The organism is Thermodesulfobacteriota bacterium (assembly GCA_035325995.1).
In the GTDB taxonomy this organism is placed as follows: Bacteria; Desulfobacterota_D; UBA1144; order Nemesobacterales; family UBA2774; genus JADLGH01.
In genome coordinates, this window is record DAOKYU010000005.1 from 105,241 (window position 1) to 123,003 (window position 17,763).

The 17,763-nt window shown below is 58.2% G+C and carries 15 protein-coding genes; 12 read left to right on the top strand and 3 right to left on the bottom strand.

The genetic code is table 11. The features are described from left to right. The 3 genes from dnaJ to PKC29_08355 all read right to left on the bottom strand — a co-directional run bounded on the left by dnaJ (nucleotide 1) and on the right by PKC29_08355 (nucleotide 4,778). Nucleotides 1-1,086 carry a molecular chaperone DnaJ gene (gene dnaJ, locus PKC29_08345; GenBank protein HML95420.1) on the bottom strand — a complete coding sequence of 362 codons (1,086 nt, stop codon included), beginning with the start codon at nucleotides 1,084-1,086 and terminating at the stop codon, nucleotides 1-3. Nucleotides 1,087-1,263: 177 nt separating this feature from the next. Continuing rightward, nucleotides 1,264-3,996: an excinuclease ABC subunit UvrA gene (gene uvrA, locus PKC29_08350; protein HML95421.1), complete on the bottom strand. Its 2,733-nt coding sequence runs from the start codon at nucleotides 3,994-3,996 to the stop codon at nucleotides 1,264-1,266. An 86-nt stretch (nucleotides 3,997-4,082) separates the two neighbouring features. Then, the gene (locus PKC29_08355) at nucleotides 4,083-4,778 is read right to left on the bottom strand and encodes an HAD family hydrolase (GenBank protein HML95422.1); all 696 of its coding nucleotides are present in this window, start codon (nucleotides 4,776-4,778) and stop codon (nucleotides 4,083-4,085) included. A 253-nt stretch (nucleotides 4,779-5,031) separates the two neighbouring features. On the opposite strand from PKC29_08355, the gene dacB reads away from it, so the two are divergent. The 12 genes from dacB (at nucleotide 5,032) to PKC29_08415 (ending at nucleotide 17,741) form a co-directional block, all read left to right on the top strand. Then, entirely contained in the window at nucleotides 5,032-6,474 is a 1,443-nt protein-coding gene (gene dacB, locus PKC29_08360) for a D-alanyl-D-alanine carboxypeptidase/D-alanyl-D-alanine-endopeptidase (GenBank protein ID HML95423.1), read from the top strand. Then, nucleotides 6,449-6,691, top strand: coding sequence for a hypothetical protein (locus PKC29_08365; protein ID HML95424.1), 243 nt, complete (start codon nucleotides 6,449-6,451; stop codon nucleotides 6,689-6,691). Before dacB ends, PKC29_08365 begins: the two co-directional genes overlap by 26 nt. A 24-nt stretch (nucleotides 6,692-6,715) precedes the next feature. Further along, nucleotides 6,716-7,657, top strand: coding sequence for a type II secretion system protein GspC (gene gspC, locus PKC29_08370; protein HML95425.1), 942 nt, complete (start codon nucleotides 6,716-6,718; stop codon nucleotides 7,655-7,657). A 104-nt stretch (nucleotides 7,658-7,761) separates the two neighbouring features. Further along, on the top strand, nucleotides 7,762-10,494 hold the full coding sequence (gene gspD, locus PKC29_08375; protein ID HML95426.1) for a type II secretion system secretin GspD: 2,733 nt from the start codon (nucleotides 7,762-7,764) through the stop codon (nucleotides 10,492-10,494). Nucleotides 10,495-10,519: 25 nt separating this feature from the next. Next, nucleotides 10,520-12,202: a type II secretion system ATPase GspE gene (gene gspE, locus PKC29_08380; protein HML95427.1), complete on the top strand. Its 1,683-nt coding sequence runs from the start codon at nucleotides 10,520-10,522 to the stop codon at nucleotides 12,200-12,202. A gap of 46 nt (nucleotides 12,203-12,248) precedes the next feature. After that, nucleotides 12,249-13,454 (top strand): type II secretion system inner membrane protein GspF, encoded by a 1,206-nt coding sequence (gspF, locus tag PKC29_08385; GenBank protein HML95428.1) that lies wholly within the window; start codon nucleotides 12,249-12,251, stop codon nucleotides 13,452-13,454. A gap of 17 nt (nucleotides 13,455-13,471) precedes the next feature. Next, nucleotides 13,472-13,900 carry a type II secretion system major pseudopilin GspG gene (gene gspG, locus PKC29_08390; GenBank protein HML95429.1) on the top strand — a complete coding sequence of 143 codons (429 nt, stop codon included), beginning with the start codon at nucleotides 13,472-13,474 and terminating at the stop codon, nucleotides 13,898-13,900. Further along, nucleotides 13,897-14,436, top strand: a complete 540-nt coding sequence (locus PKC29_08395) for a type II secretion system protein (protein ID HML95430.1) — start codon at nucleotides 13,897-13,899, stop codon at nucleotides 14,434-14,436. Before gspG ends, PKC29_08395 begins: the two co-directional genes overlap by 4 nt. Further along, complete coding sequence (locus PKC29_08400; protein ID HML95431.1) at nucleotides 14,417-14,821, top strand: prepilin-type N-terminal cleavage/methylation domain-containing protein; 405 nt, start codon at nucleotides 14,417-14,419, stop codon at nucleotides 14,819-14,821. The genes PKC29_08395 and PKC29_08400 overlap by 20 nt, the downstream gene beginning before the upstream one ends. Further along, the gene (locus PKC29_08405; protein ID HML95432.1) at nucleotides 14,793-15,452 is read left to right on the top strand and encodes a prepilin-type N-terminal cleavage/methylation domain-containing protein; all 660 of its coding nucleotides are present in this window, start codon (nucleotides 14,793-14,795) and stop codon (nucleotides 15,450-15,452) included. The genes PKC29_08400 and PKC29_08405 overlap by 29 nt, the downstream gene beginning before the upstream one ends. Nucleotides 15,453-15,459: 7 nt before the next feature. Continuing rightward, complete coding sequence (locus PKC29_08410; protein HML95433.1) at nucleotides 15,460-16,605, top strand: general secretion pathway protein GspK; 1,146 nt, start codon at nucleotides 15,460-15,462, stop codon at nucleotides 16,603-16,605. After that, nucleotides 16,590-17,741, top strand: a complete 1,152-nt coding sequence (locus PKC29_08415; GenBank protein HML95434.1) for an AAA family ATPase — start codon at nucleotides 16,590-16,592, stop codon at nucleotides 17,739-17,741. Before PKC29_08410 ends, PKC29_08415 begins: the two co-directional genes overlap by 16 nt. The last annotated feature ends 22 nt before the right edge of the window (nucleotides 17,742-17,763 follow it).

Genomic DNA, 17,763 nt, shown 5'->3' on the forward strand with positions numbered 1-17,763 from the left:
CTATTCGGCCTTCCCTTCGCCGAGCTCTCTGAGCCTGCCGAAGATTTCCTTCTCCTCGTCGGAGATCGTTTTGGGTATCTCGACCTGAATTCGCAGGTATATGTCGCCCCTGCGCCCGCTGCGGAAATTGGGAAGCCCCTCGTTCGCGAGCCGCATGACGGTGCCCGGCTGAGTCCCCGCCGGGACTTTCACCTCCGCCTCGCCGACGAGTGTCGGCACGGTAAGCGTTATTCCCAGGACAGCGTCGGCTATCTGTATCTTTTCGATCCTGTGGAGGTGGTCGCCCCTCCTCTCGAACCTCGGGTCGTCCTCGGTGTGGATCACGACGATTAGGTCGCCCGGGGCTCCGCCCGGCTCGGGGCTGAACCCGCCATGCCCCGTGACTCTCAGCGCGGTCCCTTCCTCGATGCCTTCAGGCACCCTGATCTTTATCTCGCTCTCCTGCTCTTCGCTTCCTGTTCCCCTGCAGTGCGGGCACGGGTCTTCGATTATGGAGCCGAGGCCCCTGCACGTGGGACACACGGCGACCTGCTGGACGGTCATGCCGAGCTGCTGGGTCGTAAACACCTTCTGCCCCGACCCTCCGCACTCGGTGCATACCTTCGGCTCCGTGCCGGGCCGCGCCCTCGACCCTCCGCATTTCGAGCACGCCACTGTGCGCGTGTAGCGGACAGTCTCCTCGCCGCCGATGAGGATGCGCTTCAGCGGAACGACGAGCTCGACCTCGACGTTCGGCCCTCTTGCGGGCCCTCTCCTTCCGCGCCCGAAGCCGAATATATCGTCGAATATGCTGCCTGTGCCCCGGCCGAATATGTCCCCGAAGCCCATGTTGCTGAAAAGGTCCTCGGCCGACATGCCGTCGAGCGCCGCGAAGCCTCCCCTGTCGTACCTGGCGCGTTTGTCCGGGTCCGACAGCACGCTGTAGGCTTCCGACAGCTCTTTGAACTTCTCTTCAGCGTCGGGGCTCTTGTTGTGGTCGGGGTGGTACTGCATGGCCAGCCTGCGGTAGGATTTTTTTATCTCCTGGTGGCTCGCGGTCCTTTCGACCTCAAGCACTTCGTAATAGTCCCTTCTAACTGAAGACATGTGCTGTTTCCCCTGTGAGTATCAGAATTTATATAAACCCTGTTTTCCGTTTTACAAGTCCTGGAAACTGCCGTCACAAAAATTCAGGCGGGAAAGTACTCGGAATATTATTTTATATGAAAACGGGATTCGGCTCAAAAACGGCGGCGTCTCGCGGCGAGAGCCCGTACCGCCCGGTCAGGCGGAAAGCGCCTTTTTCAGATACTTCCCCGTGTATGACGATTTCGCTTCGGCGACCTCTTCCGGCGTCCCCGACGTGACGACGTACCCGCCCGCGTCACCGGCCTCGGGGCCGAGGTCTATCACGTAATCCGCCGACTTGATGACGTCCACGTTGTGCTCGACGACGAGCACGGTGTTCCCCGCGAGGACCAGCCTGTTTATGACGTCCAGCAGCTTCCGGACGTCCTCGGCGTGGAGCCCCACGGTCGGCTCGTCGAGTATGTACAGCAGGTCCTTCCCGCCCTTCCCGCCGAGCTCCCGCGCTATCTTCATCCTCTGCGCCTCGCCCCCCGAAAGGGTCGGCGCGGCCTGCCCGAGCCGGACGTATCCGAGCCCGACATCCTGGAGCACCTTCAGCTTACGGCCGAGCGGCGGAACCTCGTAAAAGAAGTTGATCGCCTCGTTCACGGTCAGCGCCAGTATGTCGTCGATGTTCCTGTTCCTGTACCTGACGGAAAGGACGTCCTTGTGAAACCTCTTCCCGCCGCACTCCTCGCACGTGACGTAAACGTCCGCGAGGAAGTGCATCTCTATCTGCTGCACCCCCGCCCCCTCGCACGTCTCGCACCTTCCCCCGGCCACGTTGAACGAAAAGTGTGACGGCGTAAGCCCCTTCGACTTCGCGTCCCACGTCCCTGCCATGACCTTCCTTATCTCGTCGTACGCCTTTATGTACGTGACCGGGTTCGACCGCGAGCTCCTGCCTATCGGGGCCTGGTCGAGCATGACGACGCCCGAGATATTCTCGACGCCCGTTATCCCGCCGTACTTCCCGACCCTCTCGGCGCTCCCGTCGAACCTCCGCGCGAGGGCGGAATAGAGGACGTCCGTCACGAGCGAGCTCTTCCCCGAGCCCGACACCCCCGAGACGCAAATGAAAGTCCGGAGAGGCAGCGAAACCGTTATGTCCTTGAGGTTATTCTCGCGGACGCCGGAAACCGTGAGGCTCTTCCCGCTCCCCTTCCTCCGCTTCTTCGGCGCTTCGATTTTCGCCTCGCCCGTCATGTATTTCTTCGTCAGAGAATCCGCCTTTTTAGCGAGCAGGTTCTTCACGCTCCCCTGGTAGACGATCTCCCCTCCCCTCTCGCCCGCGAGGGGACCGAGCTCGATAATGTTGTCGGCCTCCCTTATCATCTCGAAGTCGTGCTCGACCACGACGACGGTATTGTCCCTGTCGCGGAGCTCCTTTATGAGCGCGACCAGGCGGTCCACGTCCCTCGGATGGAGGCCGATGGAGGGCTCGTCCATTATGTACAGTGTTTCGGTAAGCGCCGCGCCGAGCTGGCACGCGAGGTTCACCCTCTGCGCCTCGCCTCCCGAAAGCGTCCGCGTAAGCCTCGCCAGCGTGAGGTATTCGAGCCCCACCTTGTTAAGGAAATCCAGGCGCGACCTTATCTGCTTCAGTATCTCCGTCGAGACGGAGATCTCGTATTCAGTGAGCGCGAGGTCTTCGAAGAATTCCCCGAGCTCCCCTATCGACAGCTCCGACAGCTCCGCGATGTTCCTGTCCGCGACGCGCACCCATAGCGCCTCTTCGACGAGGCGCGAGCCGCCGCATTCCTCGCACGTAAAGGGCGACCTGTACTTGCTGAGAAACACCCTCACGTGCATCTTGTAATTCTTTTCTTCCAGGTGCCTGAAGACGCCTTTCACTCCCGAAAACCCCGGCCCGCCCTCGAACAGGAGCCTCTTGTCCTCGTCCGTCAGCTCGTCGTACGGCTTGCTCGTGTATACACCCCTCTCCTCGGCGAATTTCAGGAGCCTCCTCATCTCGTTCTTGAGCGAGGGCTTCGTAAGCGGCTCTATCGCCCCCTGCGCGAGGCTCTTTTCCGGGTTGGGCACGACGAGGTCGGCGTCGAGCCCGAGTATGTTTCCGAACCCCTTGCACGCGGGGCACGCCCCCTGCGGGCTGTTGAACGAAAAGAGTAGCGGCGACGGATCGTTGAACGTCCTCCCGCAGGAAGTGCACTCGAGCTCCTTCGAGAAGCGGAGAGTCTCGCCGTCCACTATCCGGACGTGGACGTACCTGCCCTCGTCGAGCGCCTGTTCGAGAGCCTCCACTATCCTCGAGAAGAGCTTCTTCCCGAGAACGACCCTGTCCTGGAGAACCTCGGCCCCCGCCGGGATGGCCTCGAGCCCTTCGATGTCGATCGCCTCTCCGTCCGAAACCACCCTCGTGTAGCCGGCGGCCATGAGCTCCTTCGGCGTCAGCGTCGAGCTCCCGGGCGGGAAGGTTACGAGCGCCCTCTTCCCGTCGAAACGGTCTACCAGCTCCCCGGCTATATCCCCGGGCGACCTCCGCCTCACCTCCACCCCGCACGCGGGGCAGTACGTCCTCCCTATCTTGGCGAACAGGAGACGCATGTAGTCGTACACCTCGGTCGTCGTGCCGACGGTCGAGCGCGAATTCCTGACGTTGTTCCTGCTCTCTATGGCGACCGCAGGCGGGAGCCCGGATATGTCGTCCATGTCCGGGCGGTCGACGCGCTCCAGGAACTGCCGCGCGTACGTGGACAGGCACTCTATATATCTCCTTAGCCCCTCGGCGTAAAGGGTGTCCAGGGCGAGCGACGACTTGCCCGAGCCGCTCAGGCCCGTGACCACGGTGAAGCTGTGCCAGGGTATGGAAACACTCACGTCCTTGAGGTTATTTTCCCTGGCACCGGTGATTTTAATTTCGCCTTTCATATATGCGGCTTGTTAATCGAGACGTATCGGCGGCTCCGGTATCGATACTGTCGGAAGCGCCGACAGAGAGAGGTTAATGGGAAAAATCAGCCAATCAAGTCCGCTACTTCGTCGAGCGCCCCGGCCTCCCTGACGCGCGGTGCGTCCGGCCTCGGCGCATTCCTCGCGTTGAACCATATGACGTCGAGCCCGGCGTCCCTTCCGCCCATAACGTCCGAGCCGAACATGTCCCCGACGTGCACCGCCTCGGACGGCGATACGCCGCACCTCTCCGCCGCGTATTCGAATATGCGCGGGTCCGGCTTTATGAGGTTAAGGAGCGTCGAGTCGAATATGTGCTCGAAGTAATCCTTTATCCCGACCTCCTCGCATTTCTCCACCGTATTGCCGTCGTTGTTCGATATGACCGCGAGCCTGTATCCCTCTCCCCTGAGCCGTTCCAGGAGCTCGACCGCGCCCGGAAGGGCAGCCCGCGTGAACCTGAGCGCGCTCATCTCCTCCCTTACCCTGCTTCGAAATTCGTCTATATTCCCGGGCGGTGAAATTGCCTCGTAAAGAAGCGGCAGAAACCACGCCCTGTGCTGCTCGGGATTGATCCCGCCTTCCGACTTATGCTTCAGATAAAGCTCGTAGTCGGCGGCGACGTAGGCCTCTTCGAGCTCCCTGTCCGATATGCCGAAGCCGGCATTACGCATTGACCGGGCGATCCTGTGTATGTAAGGGGGATCCGTCGAGGCGAGGGTGTCCCCCAGGTCGAAGAATACGAATTTCTTTTTTGCCATTCCTTATTTCCGCATTTCCGCTGATCTGTAAATAGATACCCGACGAACCCCCAAAGAGCCGTCCCCGGAAATGATAGCATTAAGCGCCGTGGTTGGCCATGTCGCCGCCGCAGACTGCCGGGCCCGTTCCGGGGACAGGCGAGGCCCCCGGGCGGGCCCTGAACCGCAAAATTTTCACTCCCTCCGGGCCCAAAAATTTTTACAAACTTTCTTTGCAATAGAATCTCTTAGGTGTTAAAATATAAACCCTAATATGAGATGGATTCTCGTACCCCTTCTGGCGCTTGCACTTTTTACCTTTACCAACGACCAGGCCATACCCGCCGGCACGGAGAACGGGGCGTACACCGCCAAGATTGCGACCCTTCTCCCGACCGAGGCGCGCAACAACGGCAAGATGGGCGTGGTCGTCAAATCCCTCACCTCCGGTGAGACACTCTTCGAGCACAACGCACAGAACCTCTTCATACCGGCTTCGAACGAGAAAATCATCACGTCCGTCGCCTCCCTTTCCCTTCTAAAGCGGGATTACAGGTTCAAGACGGAATTTTTCTCGGGCGGCGGCATATCCGAGGGCGTCCTTCACGGCGGGCTGTACGTAAAGGGCTACGGCGACCCTACGCTCGGCGAGCCCCACATAGGCTTCATAGTCTATCAACTGAAAAAGAGAGGGGTAACCGAGATCAAGGGCGGCATAACGGTCGACGACTCCTATTTCACGCCCGAAAGGCGGGCCGAGGGCTGGAAGGCCGAATGGGTCAACGATTTCTACAGCCCCCCGATAAGCGCACTTTCCTTTAATTACAATACTATCGAGGTCAGGGTTCGCGCGGCCGCGGCCGGGCAAAAGCCCCGCATCGACATACTCCCCGCGGGCTCGAACATCAAGATAATCAACAACGCCGTAACCAGCTCCAAGGCCGGCGCGCTCACGACGAGCTGGCAGGGCCCCGACACCATAGCCATAGGCGGCAGGGTAAAGCCCAAGGCGAGCGTCCTGCTCAAGATACCCGTAAACAGCCCCGAGCTCCTGACGGGCAACGTCCTCAAGAGCGCCCTCGAGGAAGCGGGCATAAAGGTCAGCGGCCCGGTGGTCGCGGGCGAAACGCCGAGGTGGGCCACGGTGTTTTACACCCACTATTCCGACCCCCTTTCCTCGGTCATCACCGAATACAACAAGAACAGTGTCAATATAATCGGCGAGAACCTTATCAAAACCCTGGGCGCCGAATTCAAAGGCGCCCCGGGTTCCTGGGACAACGGCTCACAGGTCATATCCGAGTTCCTGAACGGCATAGGCATCAAGAACGGGTTCAGGGTAGTCGACGGCTCGGGGCTCTCGCTCCTTAACAGGGTCTCCCCCGAAACACTCGCAGACGTTCTAAGCTACGCATATACGAACAGGATCATCGCGTCCGATTTCATCGATTCCCTGCCCATAGCGGGGGTCGACGGGACTTTGAAAAAAAGATTCAAGGCATCGAGCGTACAGGGAAGGGTCATGGCCAAGACAGGATACCTCAACAACGTGAGGGCGCTGTCCGGCTACGTTTTCACCAAGCAGGGAGACGTGCTCGTCTTTTCCATACTCGACAATGGGATCGGATGGAAGACCAAGGAGTTTCAGAGTAGCCTTCTGACCGAGCTGGTTGAATGCTGCGGGGCGGCTAATGGAACGAACAGAAGAGTCAATTAAACGTAATCCCGGGGAACCGGGCCTTTTTTCAGGCGAAAAGGTGGGGGTGTTCCACAGTACCGTTTTTTCGATCGGCGTCAGATTGCATCGCGCCCATCCGGCTTTTTTAGTCAATCGTAATATAGAAGCAGAAGGCTTTCACGGCGAAGCTCGGGGCAAATACCGGCCCCGGGAGATATTTAGCTTGACAGGTAAAGTAAAAAACTTTATTTTTTAGGGTAAATTTAACCATTCTACTTAAATGCTTGTAACGCTTCTAAAGAAATATGTATGGGTGATTAACCTGCTCCTCCTCACGGGGCTTGCATACCTTGCGGCCCTCACGGTGAATCAAAAGCTGGAGGGCGTGGTTTCGTCCCCCGGCGCGATAGCGTCCCAGAAGCTCGATCAGGGCAACCCGGGCAGGCAGAGAGACACCAGCGTCCGCCGGCCGCGCTCGTACTACGACCTCATACTTACGAGAAATATATTCGGAATCAGCAACCTTTCCGACGCTTCCGCCCCCGCCGATGGCGGCCCGGGCCCCGGCAGCGACGAAGCGCTTCCCGACTCGACTTTAAACATAGTCCTTCTCGGTACGATCATAAATCCGGACGCCCCGTCCGTAGCCATAATCAAGAACCCGGGCAACAACAAGGTCCAGGGCTACACGAGCGGCGAGCAGATAAAAATAATCGACACCGAAAGGGTGAACCTCGTCCAGGTCATGGGCTGCAAGGCCGTCATACAGCGCCAGAAAGGCCACGAAACCATCAAGTGCAAGAACATCGGGGAAGAGGTGGCATCTTCGAAGCCGATGGCGACCAACGCGAACAGGACGGTTCAGCCGGCCGGGAAAGGCGGCGAGCAAACCGAAGAAGGGATAAACAAGATCTCCGATAACGAATACGAAATAAGCCGCGAGCTCCTCGAAGACGTCCTCAGCGACCCGACCAACATCGTCCAGCAGGCGCGCGTCATACCCCAGCAGGACGGGCTCAGGTTCTTCGGCATTCGGTCGAACAGCATATTCTGGAAAATAGGGATAAAAAACGGAGACACGCTACACAGGATAAACAACGTTGAGCTTAACGACGTCGAAAGGGCGCTCGGGATTTTCGAAGAGCTGAGGTCCCAGAGCAGCTTCACGATAGATTTTACGAGGGCGGGCAAACAGTACTCGTATCAGTACGTCGTTAAATAGAAGCGGGAGCGCATGGTGGTCTCGTTATTGACTTTCACGCCCGCGTGGGATAAGACCTTCTATGAACGGGACGGACGACAGCGGGCCGCGACAGCGAGGATTTCATGATTAAAGGCTTACTCATTAACATCGTCATACTGGGATTTCTTCTCACGCTGTACGTATACGTGAATACGAATCACGAAAAGCCCGTCATAATGGAGAATTCCGCTGAAACGTCCGAGCTCCCGCCCGGCGAAGGCGCGGGCAACCCCCTCGCCGGTGAAATCACGTACACGATAAAAGAAGGCGACACACTCTCCGCGCTCGGAGAGAAGTTCGGCGTGTCGGTAGCCGACATAAAGCTGCACAACGGCCTTACGAGGGACATCCTGGTTGAAGGCGACATCATAGGGATCCCTCCCCGGGGCTCGTACTCCGTGGCCGGCGGCTTCCCCGACGGTTTTTCGGACGGCTCCGTGATAATGACCCAGGCCGCGGGCGCCGAAGGCGCGCTCGGCAGGGAAGTCGCCCAGCAGTTCGACACGACGGAGCTCGAGCAAAGGAGAAAGGAGCGCCAGGAAGAGATAGAGAAAAGACGGCAGGGAATACAGCAGCAGCGCTCGACCGGCGGGAGAAAGGAGTTCCAGCAGCCGCAGCAGCAGCAGATTCAAAGGCCGCAACAACAGCCGCAGCAGCAGGAGCCACAGAACGGGCAGGAGGTCGAAGTCGAGGTTCAGGAGCCCGAGGTGGTAATCACGGACGGCGAAATAGTCAACCTCCAGTCCGAAATGGACATCCAGGACCTGATTCAAACCATAAGCGAGATAACGGGCCAGAATTTCATACTGGACGAAACGGTAAAGGGAAAGAAAATCACCGTTATAGCCCCGGGCGGTTTCAAAAGGGAAAACGCCATGAGGCTCTTCGAAACGATCCTGAGCCTGAACGGCTTTTCGGTGGTGAAGAAGGACGGGGTCAATATCATCGTCCCCAAGCGCGACATCAAGATAACGAGCATACCGACCGAGGTCGGAACGTCCTACGGCGTATCCTCCGACAGCTTCACGACAAGGCTCGTTCAGCTCAAGAACACGAAGGCCGACGAGGTCGCCGCCATACTGAAGCCCCTCGTTTCGCGTGAAGGCGACGTCGTCGTCTACCCAGCGCTGAACATGCTCATAATCATCGAAACGACGGACAACCTCAACAGGATACTCTCTATAATCGAGAACCTGGACGTCGAGACGGAAATCGAATTCATAAAGATACACAACACCGACGCGGCCGAGGTCGCCGCCAAGCTGGTCGAGATATTCGGGGGCACGGCGTCCACCACTTCCTCGCGTCCCCAGGGTGGTCAGCAGCCCGCCCAGACACGCGGCCAGTCGCGGACCGCCCAGAGAAGCAGGAACCTCCCCGGCAGCGATCAGCCCGGGGACACATCCAACATAATAGCCCAGTCTACGGGCGAGTCCTCCCCCGTCGGGTTCAAGGTCATAACGGACGAGAGGACGAACTCGCTCATCGTAATCGCCTACCCCGACGACATGGCAAAGATCAAGGCAGTCATCGAAATACTGGACGTCGAAACGGACGAACCCGAAGAGGGCATATACGTCGTAAGGGTCCTCAACGCCGACGCCGAGCAGATTGTGGCGGTGCTCGCCAGCCTCTTCGGCGGCTCGGGCTATGCCGGCGGATATGGCGGCACGGGGGTAGACAACAGGATGTCGCGTACGGGCGGCCTCGCCGGGACGACGGGCGGGCTCGGCGGTACCGGCTCATACGGCACCGGCACCGCGCAGTCGCGGCAGGCGATAGAAAGGGGCGCCATAAGGACCTCGGGCATAGTCGCCGAGACGGAGACCATACGCGTCACGGCCGACCCGTCAACGAACTCCCTGATAATAATAGGCTCCAGGAGAGACTACGAAACCATAAAAGAAGTCATAAAAGAGCTCGACGTCAGGAGAAAACAGGTATTCGTCGAAGCCGCGATCCTCGAGGTCAGCCTCGACAAGCTGAGGTCCTTCGGAACGAACCTCAGCATAGGGTTCACGGTAAACGACGACACGCTCGGCTTCGGGGGCACTGTGCTTCCGGGCGTCCCGAGCCTCCTCGGCGTGGCGGCCGACCCCGAGGCGTCGATAAACGTCCTCGGAAGCCTCTCCGGGCTTTTCCTCGGCGTCGTGGGCGAAGAGGTCGATCCGGACGGCTCGGGCCCGATACCGCCCATACCGTCCTTCAGCGCGCTCTTCCAGGCCCTGACGTCGCTCACGGACGTGAACGTCCTCTCGACGCCGAGCATCATCACCACGGACAACGAGCCCGCGGAAATCATCGTCGCGGACGTCATCCCGTTCCCGACGGGGAGCACCGTCGGCGACAGCGGCGTCACCGTCCAGACCATTCAGCGCGAGCCCGTCGGCATAAGGCTCTCCATAACCCCGCAGATAAGCGAGGGCGATTTCCTTAACCTCAACATACTGACCGAAGTATCGGCCATAAGGGACACGCCGGTCCAGGGCCTCAATACCGCACAGTTCGGTATCGCGACCACGACCAGGACGGCCGACTCCTCCGTCGTCGTCAAGAACGGGCAGACGATCGTCATCGGCGGCCTCGTCCAGGACAGGGAGAGCGTTCTTCAGAACAGGGTCCCGGTCCTCGGCAACATACCCTTCCTCGGCAACCTGTTTAAGTACAAGCAGCGCCAGAGCCAGAAGATAAACCTCATGATCCTCCTCACTCCGAGGATCGTCGAGAACGAGCTCGACATGCAGCGCATACTTGAAGAAAGGCAGAGACGGAATATGCTTTTACAGGAGAGGGGCTTTAACAGGGAGGACAACTAACCGTCGCCGGGAAAGCGGAATTAACATGAAAAGCATCCAGGAAATAGTAAGCGAAAGAAACCCTGACGCTCTCGTCAAGATAGACGAGCTACTCGCGAAGAACGAGGACAGCTTTGAAGAAACACTTATAAAATCGAACGTCCTCGAAGACGAGGAAATACTCGAAGTACTCTCGGAATTCTACGAATTCCCCTACACGCTCAGGATATCCGAGCGCGATATAGACCCCGAGCTCATAAAGATCCTGCCGATAAGCTTCGCCAAGAAATTCAGGCTCCTCCCGTTCCAGAGGAGGGAGGACAGCGTCGTCATAATCTTCGCCCCGCCGCTCGACCTCTACGTCCTCGACGAGCTCAAGTCGCTCTTCGGATGCGAGATAGAGCCCGTCATCGCCCTTAACCAGGTCCTCCTCGACAGCATCAACCGCGTCTACGAGCGCGGCAAGGAAATGACCGAGGGCATAGAAGACGACTCCACGGGCATTTCCGAGTACGACATACACGAGCCCAAGGACCTCCTCGACGCCGACGACGAAGCCCCGATTATCAGGTTCGTAAACTCGCTCCTGTTCCAGGCGATCAAGGAAAAGGCGAGCGATATTCACCTCGAATGCTTCGAGAAGGAGCTCTCCGTCAGGTTCAGGAAAGACGGCATGCTCCACGAAATAACCTCCGTCCCGAAGAAGCTCCAGGCCTCGATAATTTCCAGGGTCAAGATCATGGCCGAGCTCGACATTGCCGAGAAGAGAAAGCCCCAGGACGGAAGAATCAGGGTCAAGGTCGCGGGGAGGGACGTGGACGTCCGTATCTCCACGGTGCCCACCACATGGGGAGAGAGCGTCGTCATGAGGCTTCTCGACAGGTCGTCCGTCATTTTAAGCCTGGAAGACCTCGGGCTCGAAGGCGAAAAGCTCCACACGTTCGAAGGACTCATACACAGGCCGCACGGCATCATACTCGTCACTGGGCCTACGGGCAGTGGTAAAACGACCACGCTTTACGCCGGGCTCGAAAGGATAAACTCCCCTGACAAAAAGATCATCACGGTCGAGGACCCGGTCGAATACCAGATACAGGGGATAAACCAGATACAGGTGAACACGAAGGTTAACCTCACGTTCGCCAACGGGCTCCGCTCGATACTGAGGCAGGACCCCGACGTCATACTCGTCGGTGAAATCAGGGACAGGGAAACGGCCGACATATCGATTCACGCGTCGCTCACGGGACACCTCGTCTTCTCGACACTTCACACGAACGATTCCGCGAGCGCGATAACGAGGCTCATCGACATGGAGATCGAGCCCTTCCTCGTCGCCTCCTCGCTCATGGCCGTTATAGCGCAGAGGCTCCTCAGGTTCCTCTGCTCGAATTGCAAGGAGCCCTACGAGCCCTACGACGACGAGCTCAGGCGCATAGGCATCAAGCGGAGCAGCCTCAAAAACGGCACGCTTTACAGGGCCACGGGATGCGAGAAATGCTTCAACATGGGATACAGCGGACGAATGGCCATCTTCGAAATGCTGGTAATAAACGACGACATAAGGAACCTGACGCTGAGCAAGGTCGATTCCTCCCAGATAAAGAGAAAGGGCCTCGAGCATGGAATGACTACGCTCCGAATGGACGGGGCCGACAAGATTATAAGGGGTCTGACTTCGGTTGACGAGGTCATGAGGGTAACCGAAGACGAAAACATAGTAGGCTAAGGGCCGGACAGGGTCACTTCTATAACCGCCGAACACTCAATAGAACATGCCGGTATATAAATACAAAGCCATCGACGAGACCGGAAAGGCCGTCCAGGGCGTAATCGACGCCGATTCGCCCAAGGGCGCCACGGACAAGCTCAAGCGCCAGGGCGTATTCCTCTCCTCGCTGAACGAAGTAAGGGAAGGAAAGTCGAGGAGCTTTATTCCCTTCAAGGGGATAAACATCTCCGAACTCGCCGTAACGACGAGGCAGTTCTCGACGCTCATCTCCGCGGGGCTCCCGCTCGAGGCGTCGCTCGTCGCCCTCTCCGAGCAGACGGAAGACGCGCGCCTCGGCCAGATACTCACCCAGGTCAGGGACAGGGTCAGCGAAGGCAGCTCGCTCGCGAGCGCACTCGGCGAGCATAAGAACGTATTCTCGGAGCTCTACATCAACATCGTCCGCGCGGGCGAGGCCAGCGGCACGCTCGACATAGTGCTTTACAGGCTCGCCGACTTTCTCGAAAAACAGGCGGCGCTGACGTCCCGGGTCAGGAGCGCGCTCATATATCCCATATTCATGTTCGTAATCGGCGGCGGCGTGCTCTTCTTCACGATGACCTACGTAATACCCCGCATTTCCAAGATATTCGAGGACAGCGACAAGGCTCTCCCGACGATGACGGTTATACTTATCAGCATAAGCGGCTTTTTCAGCAACCACATACTCCTTCTCCTTATAGTGCTTCCGATACTCTTTTTCGGTGCTTACAGGTTTTACAAGACGGAGCGGGGGAAAACGCTTTTCGACAGGCTGTCGCTGAAGATGCCCATATTCGGAAAGATATCGTCCATGGTCATGATATCCAGGTTCACGAGGACATTGGGGACGCTGCTCGCGAGCGGTATTCCGCTCCTGGACGCGCTTACGATCGGCGAGGCGGTCATGGGGAACAAGGTCTACAGCGACGCCCTCGAAGAGGTCAGGGACAACGTGCGCGAGGGCGCCAGCCTCGCAAAGCCGCTCAGGGACAGCGGCGTGTTCCCGCCGCTCGTCACGCGAATGGTCGCCGTCGGCGAGCAGACCGGCGAAATGGAAGGGATGCTCACGAAGGTCGCGGACATATACGACCAGCAGGTGGAAACCATGGTCTCCACGCTTACCTCTCTTCTCGAACCGGTTATGATAGTCATCATCGGCGCGATCATGGGGTTCATCGTGTTCGCCGTGCTCCTGCCGATATTCAGCCTTACATCGACAATAGGATAAACAGGAGGTAAAGAAGAATGAGAGCACAGGGTGGTTTCACGCTCATAGAAATCATGGTGGTCCTTCTGATCATCGCCGGCCTTGCCTACATCGTGGGCACGAACGTCATAGGGCGTTTCGGCGAGGCGAAGATCGAAGAGACCAAGATCCAGATAAAGAACATCGAGTCCGCGCTCAAGCTGTTTAAGCTCGACAACGGCTTTTATCCGGAGACCCAGCAGGGGCTCATGGCCCTCATACAGCGGCCCACCACGGGCAGGGAGCCTTGCTGCTACTCCAGGAGCGGCTACCTCGAAGGCGACAAGGTGCCTCTCGACGGCTGGAAGAGCGAATTCATATACATTGGCCCCGACCAGACGGGCGACGGGACCTACGAAATCATTTCTCTCGGCGAGGACGCGGTTCAGCAAACAGAGGACGACATATCCAGCCGCGGGATAAGATGAGCTCCCAAAAGGGCTTTACCATGATTGAGCTCCTGGTGGTTACGATACTGGTGAGCGCGCTCGTTTACATAGCAGTGCCGAGGCTCAGGAGCAGCACGGACTTCAACATCAAGAGCGCCTCCAGGAGCCTCACCGGCACGATAAAATATCTCTACAACGAGGCTGCGTTCAAGAAGAACATATACAGGCTCGTTTTCGACGTGGACCGGGACGAATACTGGGTCGAAGTCCTGGTAGATAACGAATACGTCGTATCGGTGGACTACCTCCACCAGAGACGGCGGCTTCCGAGCGGGGTGCATTTTCAAGGCGTGCTTACCGAAAGGAACGCGGCCAGGAGCTCGACGCTCGGGCAGGAGCCGGATTACATACTCTTCCTGCCCACGGGCTACGTAGAGCCCGCGGCCATACATCTCGAATCGGAAAACGGGGACAATTTCACAATCCAGACAAAGCCCTACACAGGCGGCACAAGGGTGTACGACGAATACGTGAACGTCCTCGACGGAGGGCAGTATGTCCCGTCCTACAGGTAAAACAGTCGCGCGCGGCGGGCGTGGGAGCCGCGGCTTCACGCTTCTCGAAGTCATTATAGCCGTGGCGATAATAGGCTCGTCGCTCGCCATACTTCTCGGTGCGGTAAACAAGAACCTCCTGATGGCTTCCCAGTCGAAGAACATCACGATAGCCTCGTTTCTCGCACAGAAAAAGCTCGGCGAAATAGAGCTCATAGGGCTTCCCGACATAGGCAACCAGCAAGGGGTCTTCGAAGAGGCGCCGGATTTCAGCTGGTACCTGTCCGTACAGCCCTACAACATCGAGCAGCTCGGGGCCGACATAAGAATAGTGATACTCACCATAACCTGGGACGAAGGGAACAAGGAGTTTACGGTTGGAACGGCAATGTCGGACTACAAATAAGGGTTTTACCCTTATGGAAGTCCTCCTGGCCATATTCATAGGGTCGATAGTGCTTACGGCGCTCTACGCCTCTTTCTTCCAGATAATAAAGGCGAAGGAGAGGATAGAAGAGGAGCTCGACCTCTACCACGAAGCGAGAGTGGTAATGGCCAAGGTAACGAAGGACCTGGCCATGGCCTATCCGCGGGGGCTCGTGAACTCCGAAAGTACGAATATAACGCTGCCATATTTTTACGGCGTCCAGGACGGGAATTTCAGCAGGCTTATCTTCACTGCCCTTTCGAGAAGCCCCGCTTACGGCACGAGGGAATCCGACCAGACCGAGATAAGCTACTATCTCCTCCCGGTGCCGGACTCGGATCTATTCGCGCTCATGAGGCGCGACAATCCGACTATAGAAAACGAGGAGGGAGGAACGCAGTTCCCCCTGTCCGAGCGCGTGGTCGGTTTCCGTTTGACTTACTTTGCCGGCCCGAACGAGCTCGGGGAGATTCCCGAGCCGACGCTCGAATGGAACTCCAACGAAATGCTGTCGCTGCCGAGGGCGGTGAACGTCGAGGTAGTGATGAGAGACCCCAGGGGCGAGAACGTGGAATTCAGCTCCATGATAACCTTACCGATAGTCGATTGACGGGAACATGCGAAAGGAAAGAACGGCTTTGAAAAACGACGTCGATATAAACCGCGGAAAGAGCGGGGCTATTCCGCCCGGAAGGGACCCTGAAAAAGGCATAGTCCTCGTTATAGTCATAATAGTGATCGCCATACTCATGATACTTGTCACGGACCTCATCTACTTCACGCAGATAGACTCCGAAATCTCCATGAACACGAGGGACGAGGTCAAGGCGCGCTACATCGCCAAGTCCGGCGTCCAGGTCGCCGCCGGGGCTTTCAGCGCAAGGGCCCTCGAAGAGCTCTCCGCGATGATGGGCTCGGTGGGGGGCAGCGCCGGAAACGACGACGGGTTCTGGGCCCTCAGCGTACCCTACTTTCCCGTGGGCCAGGGGAGCGTCTCCATCACGATAACGGACGAGCGCTCGAAGATTAACCTGAACTCCCTCGTAAGCTCCGACTCCAACATAGTGGACCAGCAGGTGCTTGCCGAGCTCAGGGAGCTCTTCAGGCTTCTCGGAGTGGATACCGGCAAGTCCGAAAGGTTCCTTTCGAGCCTCGTTAACTGGCTCGACGTGCCAAGGGAAGGGACCGTAAACGACCAGGACTCCGCCGGGGCGAACGCGGAATTCTACGCCGGGCTCCAGCCCGCATACAGGATAAAGGACGGCCCTCTCGACACCGTCGAGGAAATCCGGATGGTGGACGGTATGGACGACGAGTTTTATAACGCCATAAAGGATTACGTCACCGTCTACCCGCTCGACAAGAAGATTAACTTCAGCACCGCGCCCCGGGTCGTAATGATAGCCGCGCTCAAGGCCGCCACCGTGCCCGCCATCCCGGGCCAGGGATCGCAGCAGGACCCTATCGACGACAGCACCGCGGAGCAGATAATAGACGAAATAATCGAGGCGCGGAAAAACGACCCGATAGTAGACAGCAAGAAGGTAAGAGAGATAGTCCGCGACGTGGACCCGACGTCACAGATAATCGCCGGGCTCGTTGGCCTCGGGCAGGGAACGGGGGAGAGCGAGGTTTTCACCGTGAGGTCCGAGGGTATACTAGGAGAGGCGAGTCCGACGAGGAGAATCATCGAGGCCGTCATAAAGAAAAAACGACAGGGACGGGAATTCGTGGTAGACATAGTCACATGGAAAGAGCTTTAGAAAAACTTCGCAAGATAAGGGCCGAGTTAAAGGCCCGCTACCTCGAAAGGGACGAGGTCATAGACGGCGCGTTCTGCGCCCTTCTCACCGGGAGCCACCTTCTCCTCGTGGGCCCTCCCGGCACGGCCAAGTCGCAGCTGGCGAACGACGTCTGCCGGAGGATCGATGGGGCGCGCTATTTCCAGTGGCTCCTCACAAAGTTCACGACGCCCGAGGAGCTCTTCGGCGCCGTCAGCCTGAAGGGCCTCGAGAACGACGAGTACAGGAGGGTAACGGCCGGCAAGCTCCCCGAGGCGCACATCGCGTTTCTCGACGAGATATTCAAGGCCAGCTCCTCTATCCTGAACACGCTGCTGACCGTAATGAACGAGCGCGTCTTCTATAACGGGACGGAGAAAACGACCATTCCGCTCATAACGCTCTTCGGCGCGAGCAACGAGCTCCCGTCCGAAGAGGACGAGCTCGAAGCCCTTTACGACAGGTTTTTGCTCCGCTACGTCGTCGATTACATAAAAGAGGATTTCAGGTTCCTCAAGATGCTGAACTCCGGGGACGGAGAAACGGGCGGCCTTACGATTACGTCGTCCGAGCTCGAATCCGCCGCCGCCGGGGCGCGCGAGGTCCCGGTCCCGCCCAACATCCTCAAGCTCATATCCCGCATACGTAAAGAGCTCGCGAAAAAGGGCATGGTCCCTTCCGACAGGAGATACAAGCACTCCGTCTCGCTCCTCAAGGCGAGGGCCTTTCTCGAAGGGAGGAATGCGGTATCCGAGGACGACCTCAGGCTCTTCGAAAACGTCCTCTGGAGAGAGCCCGGCGAAAGGGCCGAGATACAATCCGTCATCCACCAGACCCTCCACGGATACAAGGACAGGCTGAGGGAGCTCCTCATTCAGGCAAAGGAGCTCGAGGCCTATTCCAGGCGCGAGTGGGAAAACGAGGAGATGCTCATAAAGGCCAACATCGAGGCCCAGACCAAGCTCAAGCACATAGGCTCACGGCTGGGCGAGCTCGTCGAGGAATACCGCGAGCGCGGAAAGCCCACAGACGAAATCACGCAGGCGAAGGAAGAGATAGAAAGCATCCAGAAAGAGATACTCAACAGGCTCGTCTCCGAAGAAGACGAGATGGCGTGACGGCTCCTCCGCCTCAGGGCCG

Coding starts and splice junctions, on each gene's coding strand:
- dnaJ (HML95420.1), bottom strand. CDS start 1,086: ATGTCTTCAGTTAGAAGGGACTATTACGAAGTGCTTGAGGTCGAAAGG.
- uvrA (HML95421.1), bottom strand. CDS start 3,996: ATGAAAGGCGAAATTAAAATCACCGGTGCCAGGGAAAATAACCTCAAG.
- PKC29_08355 (HML95422.1), bottom strand. CDS start 4,778: ATGGCAAAAAAGAAATTCGTATTCTTCGACCTGGGGGACACCCTCGCC.
- dacB (HML95423.1), top strand. CDS start 5,032: ATGAGATGGATTCTCGTACCCCTTCTGGCGCTTGCACTTTTTACCTTT.
- PKC29_08365 (HML95424.1), top strand. CDS start 6,449: ATGGAACGAACAGAAGAGTCAATTAAACGTAATCCCGGGGAACCGGGC.
- gspC (HML95425.1), top strand. CDS start 6,716: ATGCTTGTAACGCTTCTAAAGAAATATGTATGGGTGATTAACCTGCTC.
- gspD (HML95426.1), top strand. CDS start 7,762: ATGATTAAAGGCTTACTCATTAACATCGTCATACTGGGATTTCTTCTC.
- gspE (HML95427.1), top strand. CDS start 10,520: ATGAAAAGCATCCAGGAAATAGTAAGCGAAAGAAACCCTGACGCTCTC.
- gspF (HML95428.1), top strand. CDS start 12,249: ATGCCGGTATATAAATACAAAGCCATCGACGAGACCGGAAAGGCCGTC.
- gspG (HML95429.1), top strand. CDS start 13,472: ATGAGAGCACAGGGTGGTTTCACGCTCATAGAAATCATGGTGGTCCTT.
- PKC29_08395 (HML95430.1), top strand. CDS start 13,897: ATGAGCTCCCAAAAGGGCTTTACCATGATTGAGCTCCTGGTGGTTACG.
- PKC29_08400 (HML95431.1), top strand. CDS start 14,417: ATGTCCCGTCCTACAGGTAAAACAGTCGCGCGCGGCGGGCGTGGGAGC.
- PKC29_08410 (HML95433.1), top strand. CDS start 15,460: ATGCGAAAGGAAAGAACGGCTTTGAAAAACGACGTCGATATAAACCGC.
- PKC29_08415 (HML95434.1), top strand. CDS start 16,590: ATGGAAAGAGCTTTAGAAAAACTTCGCAAGATAAGGGCCGAGTTAAAG.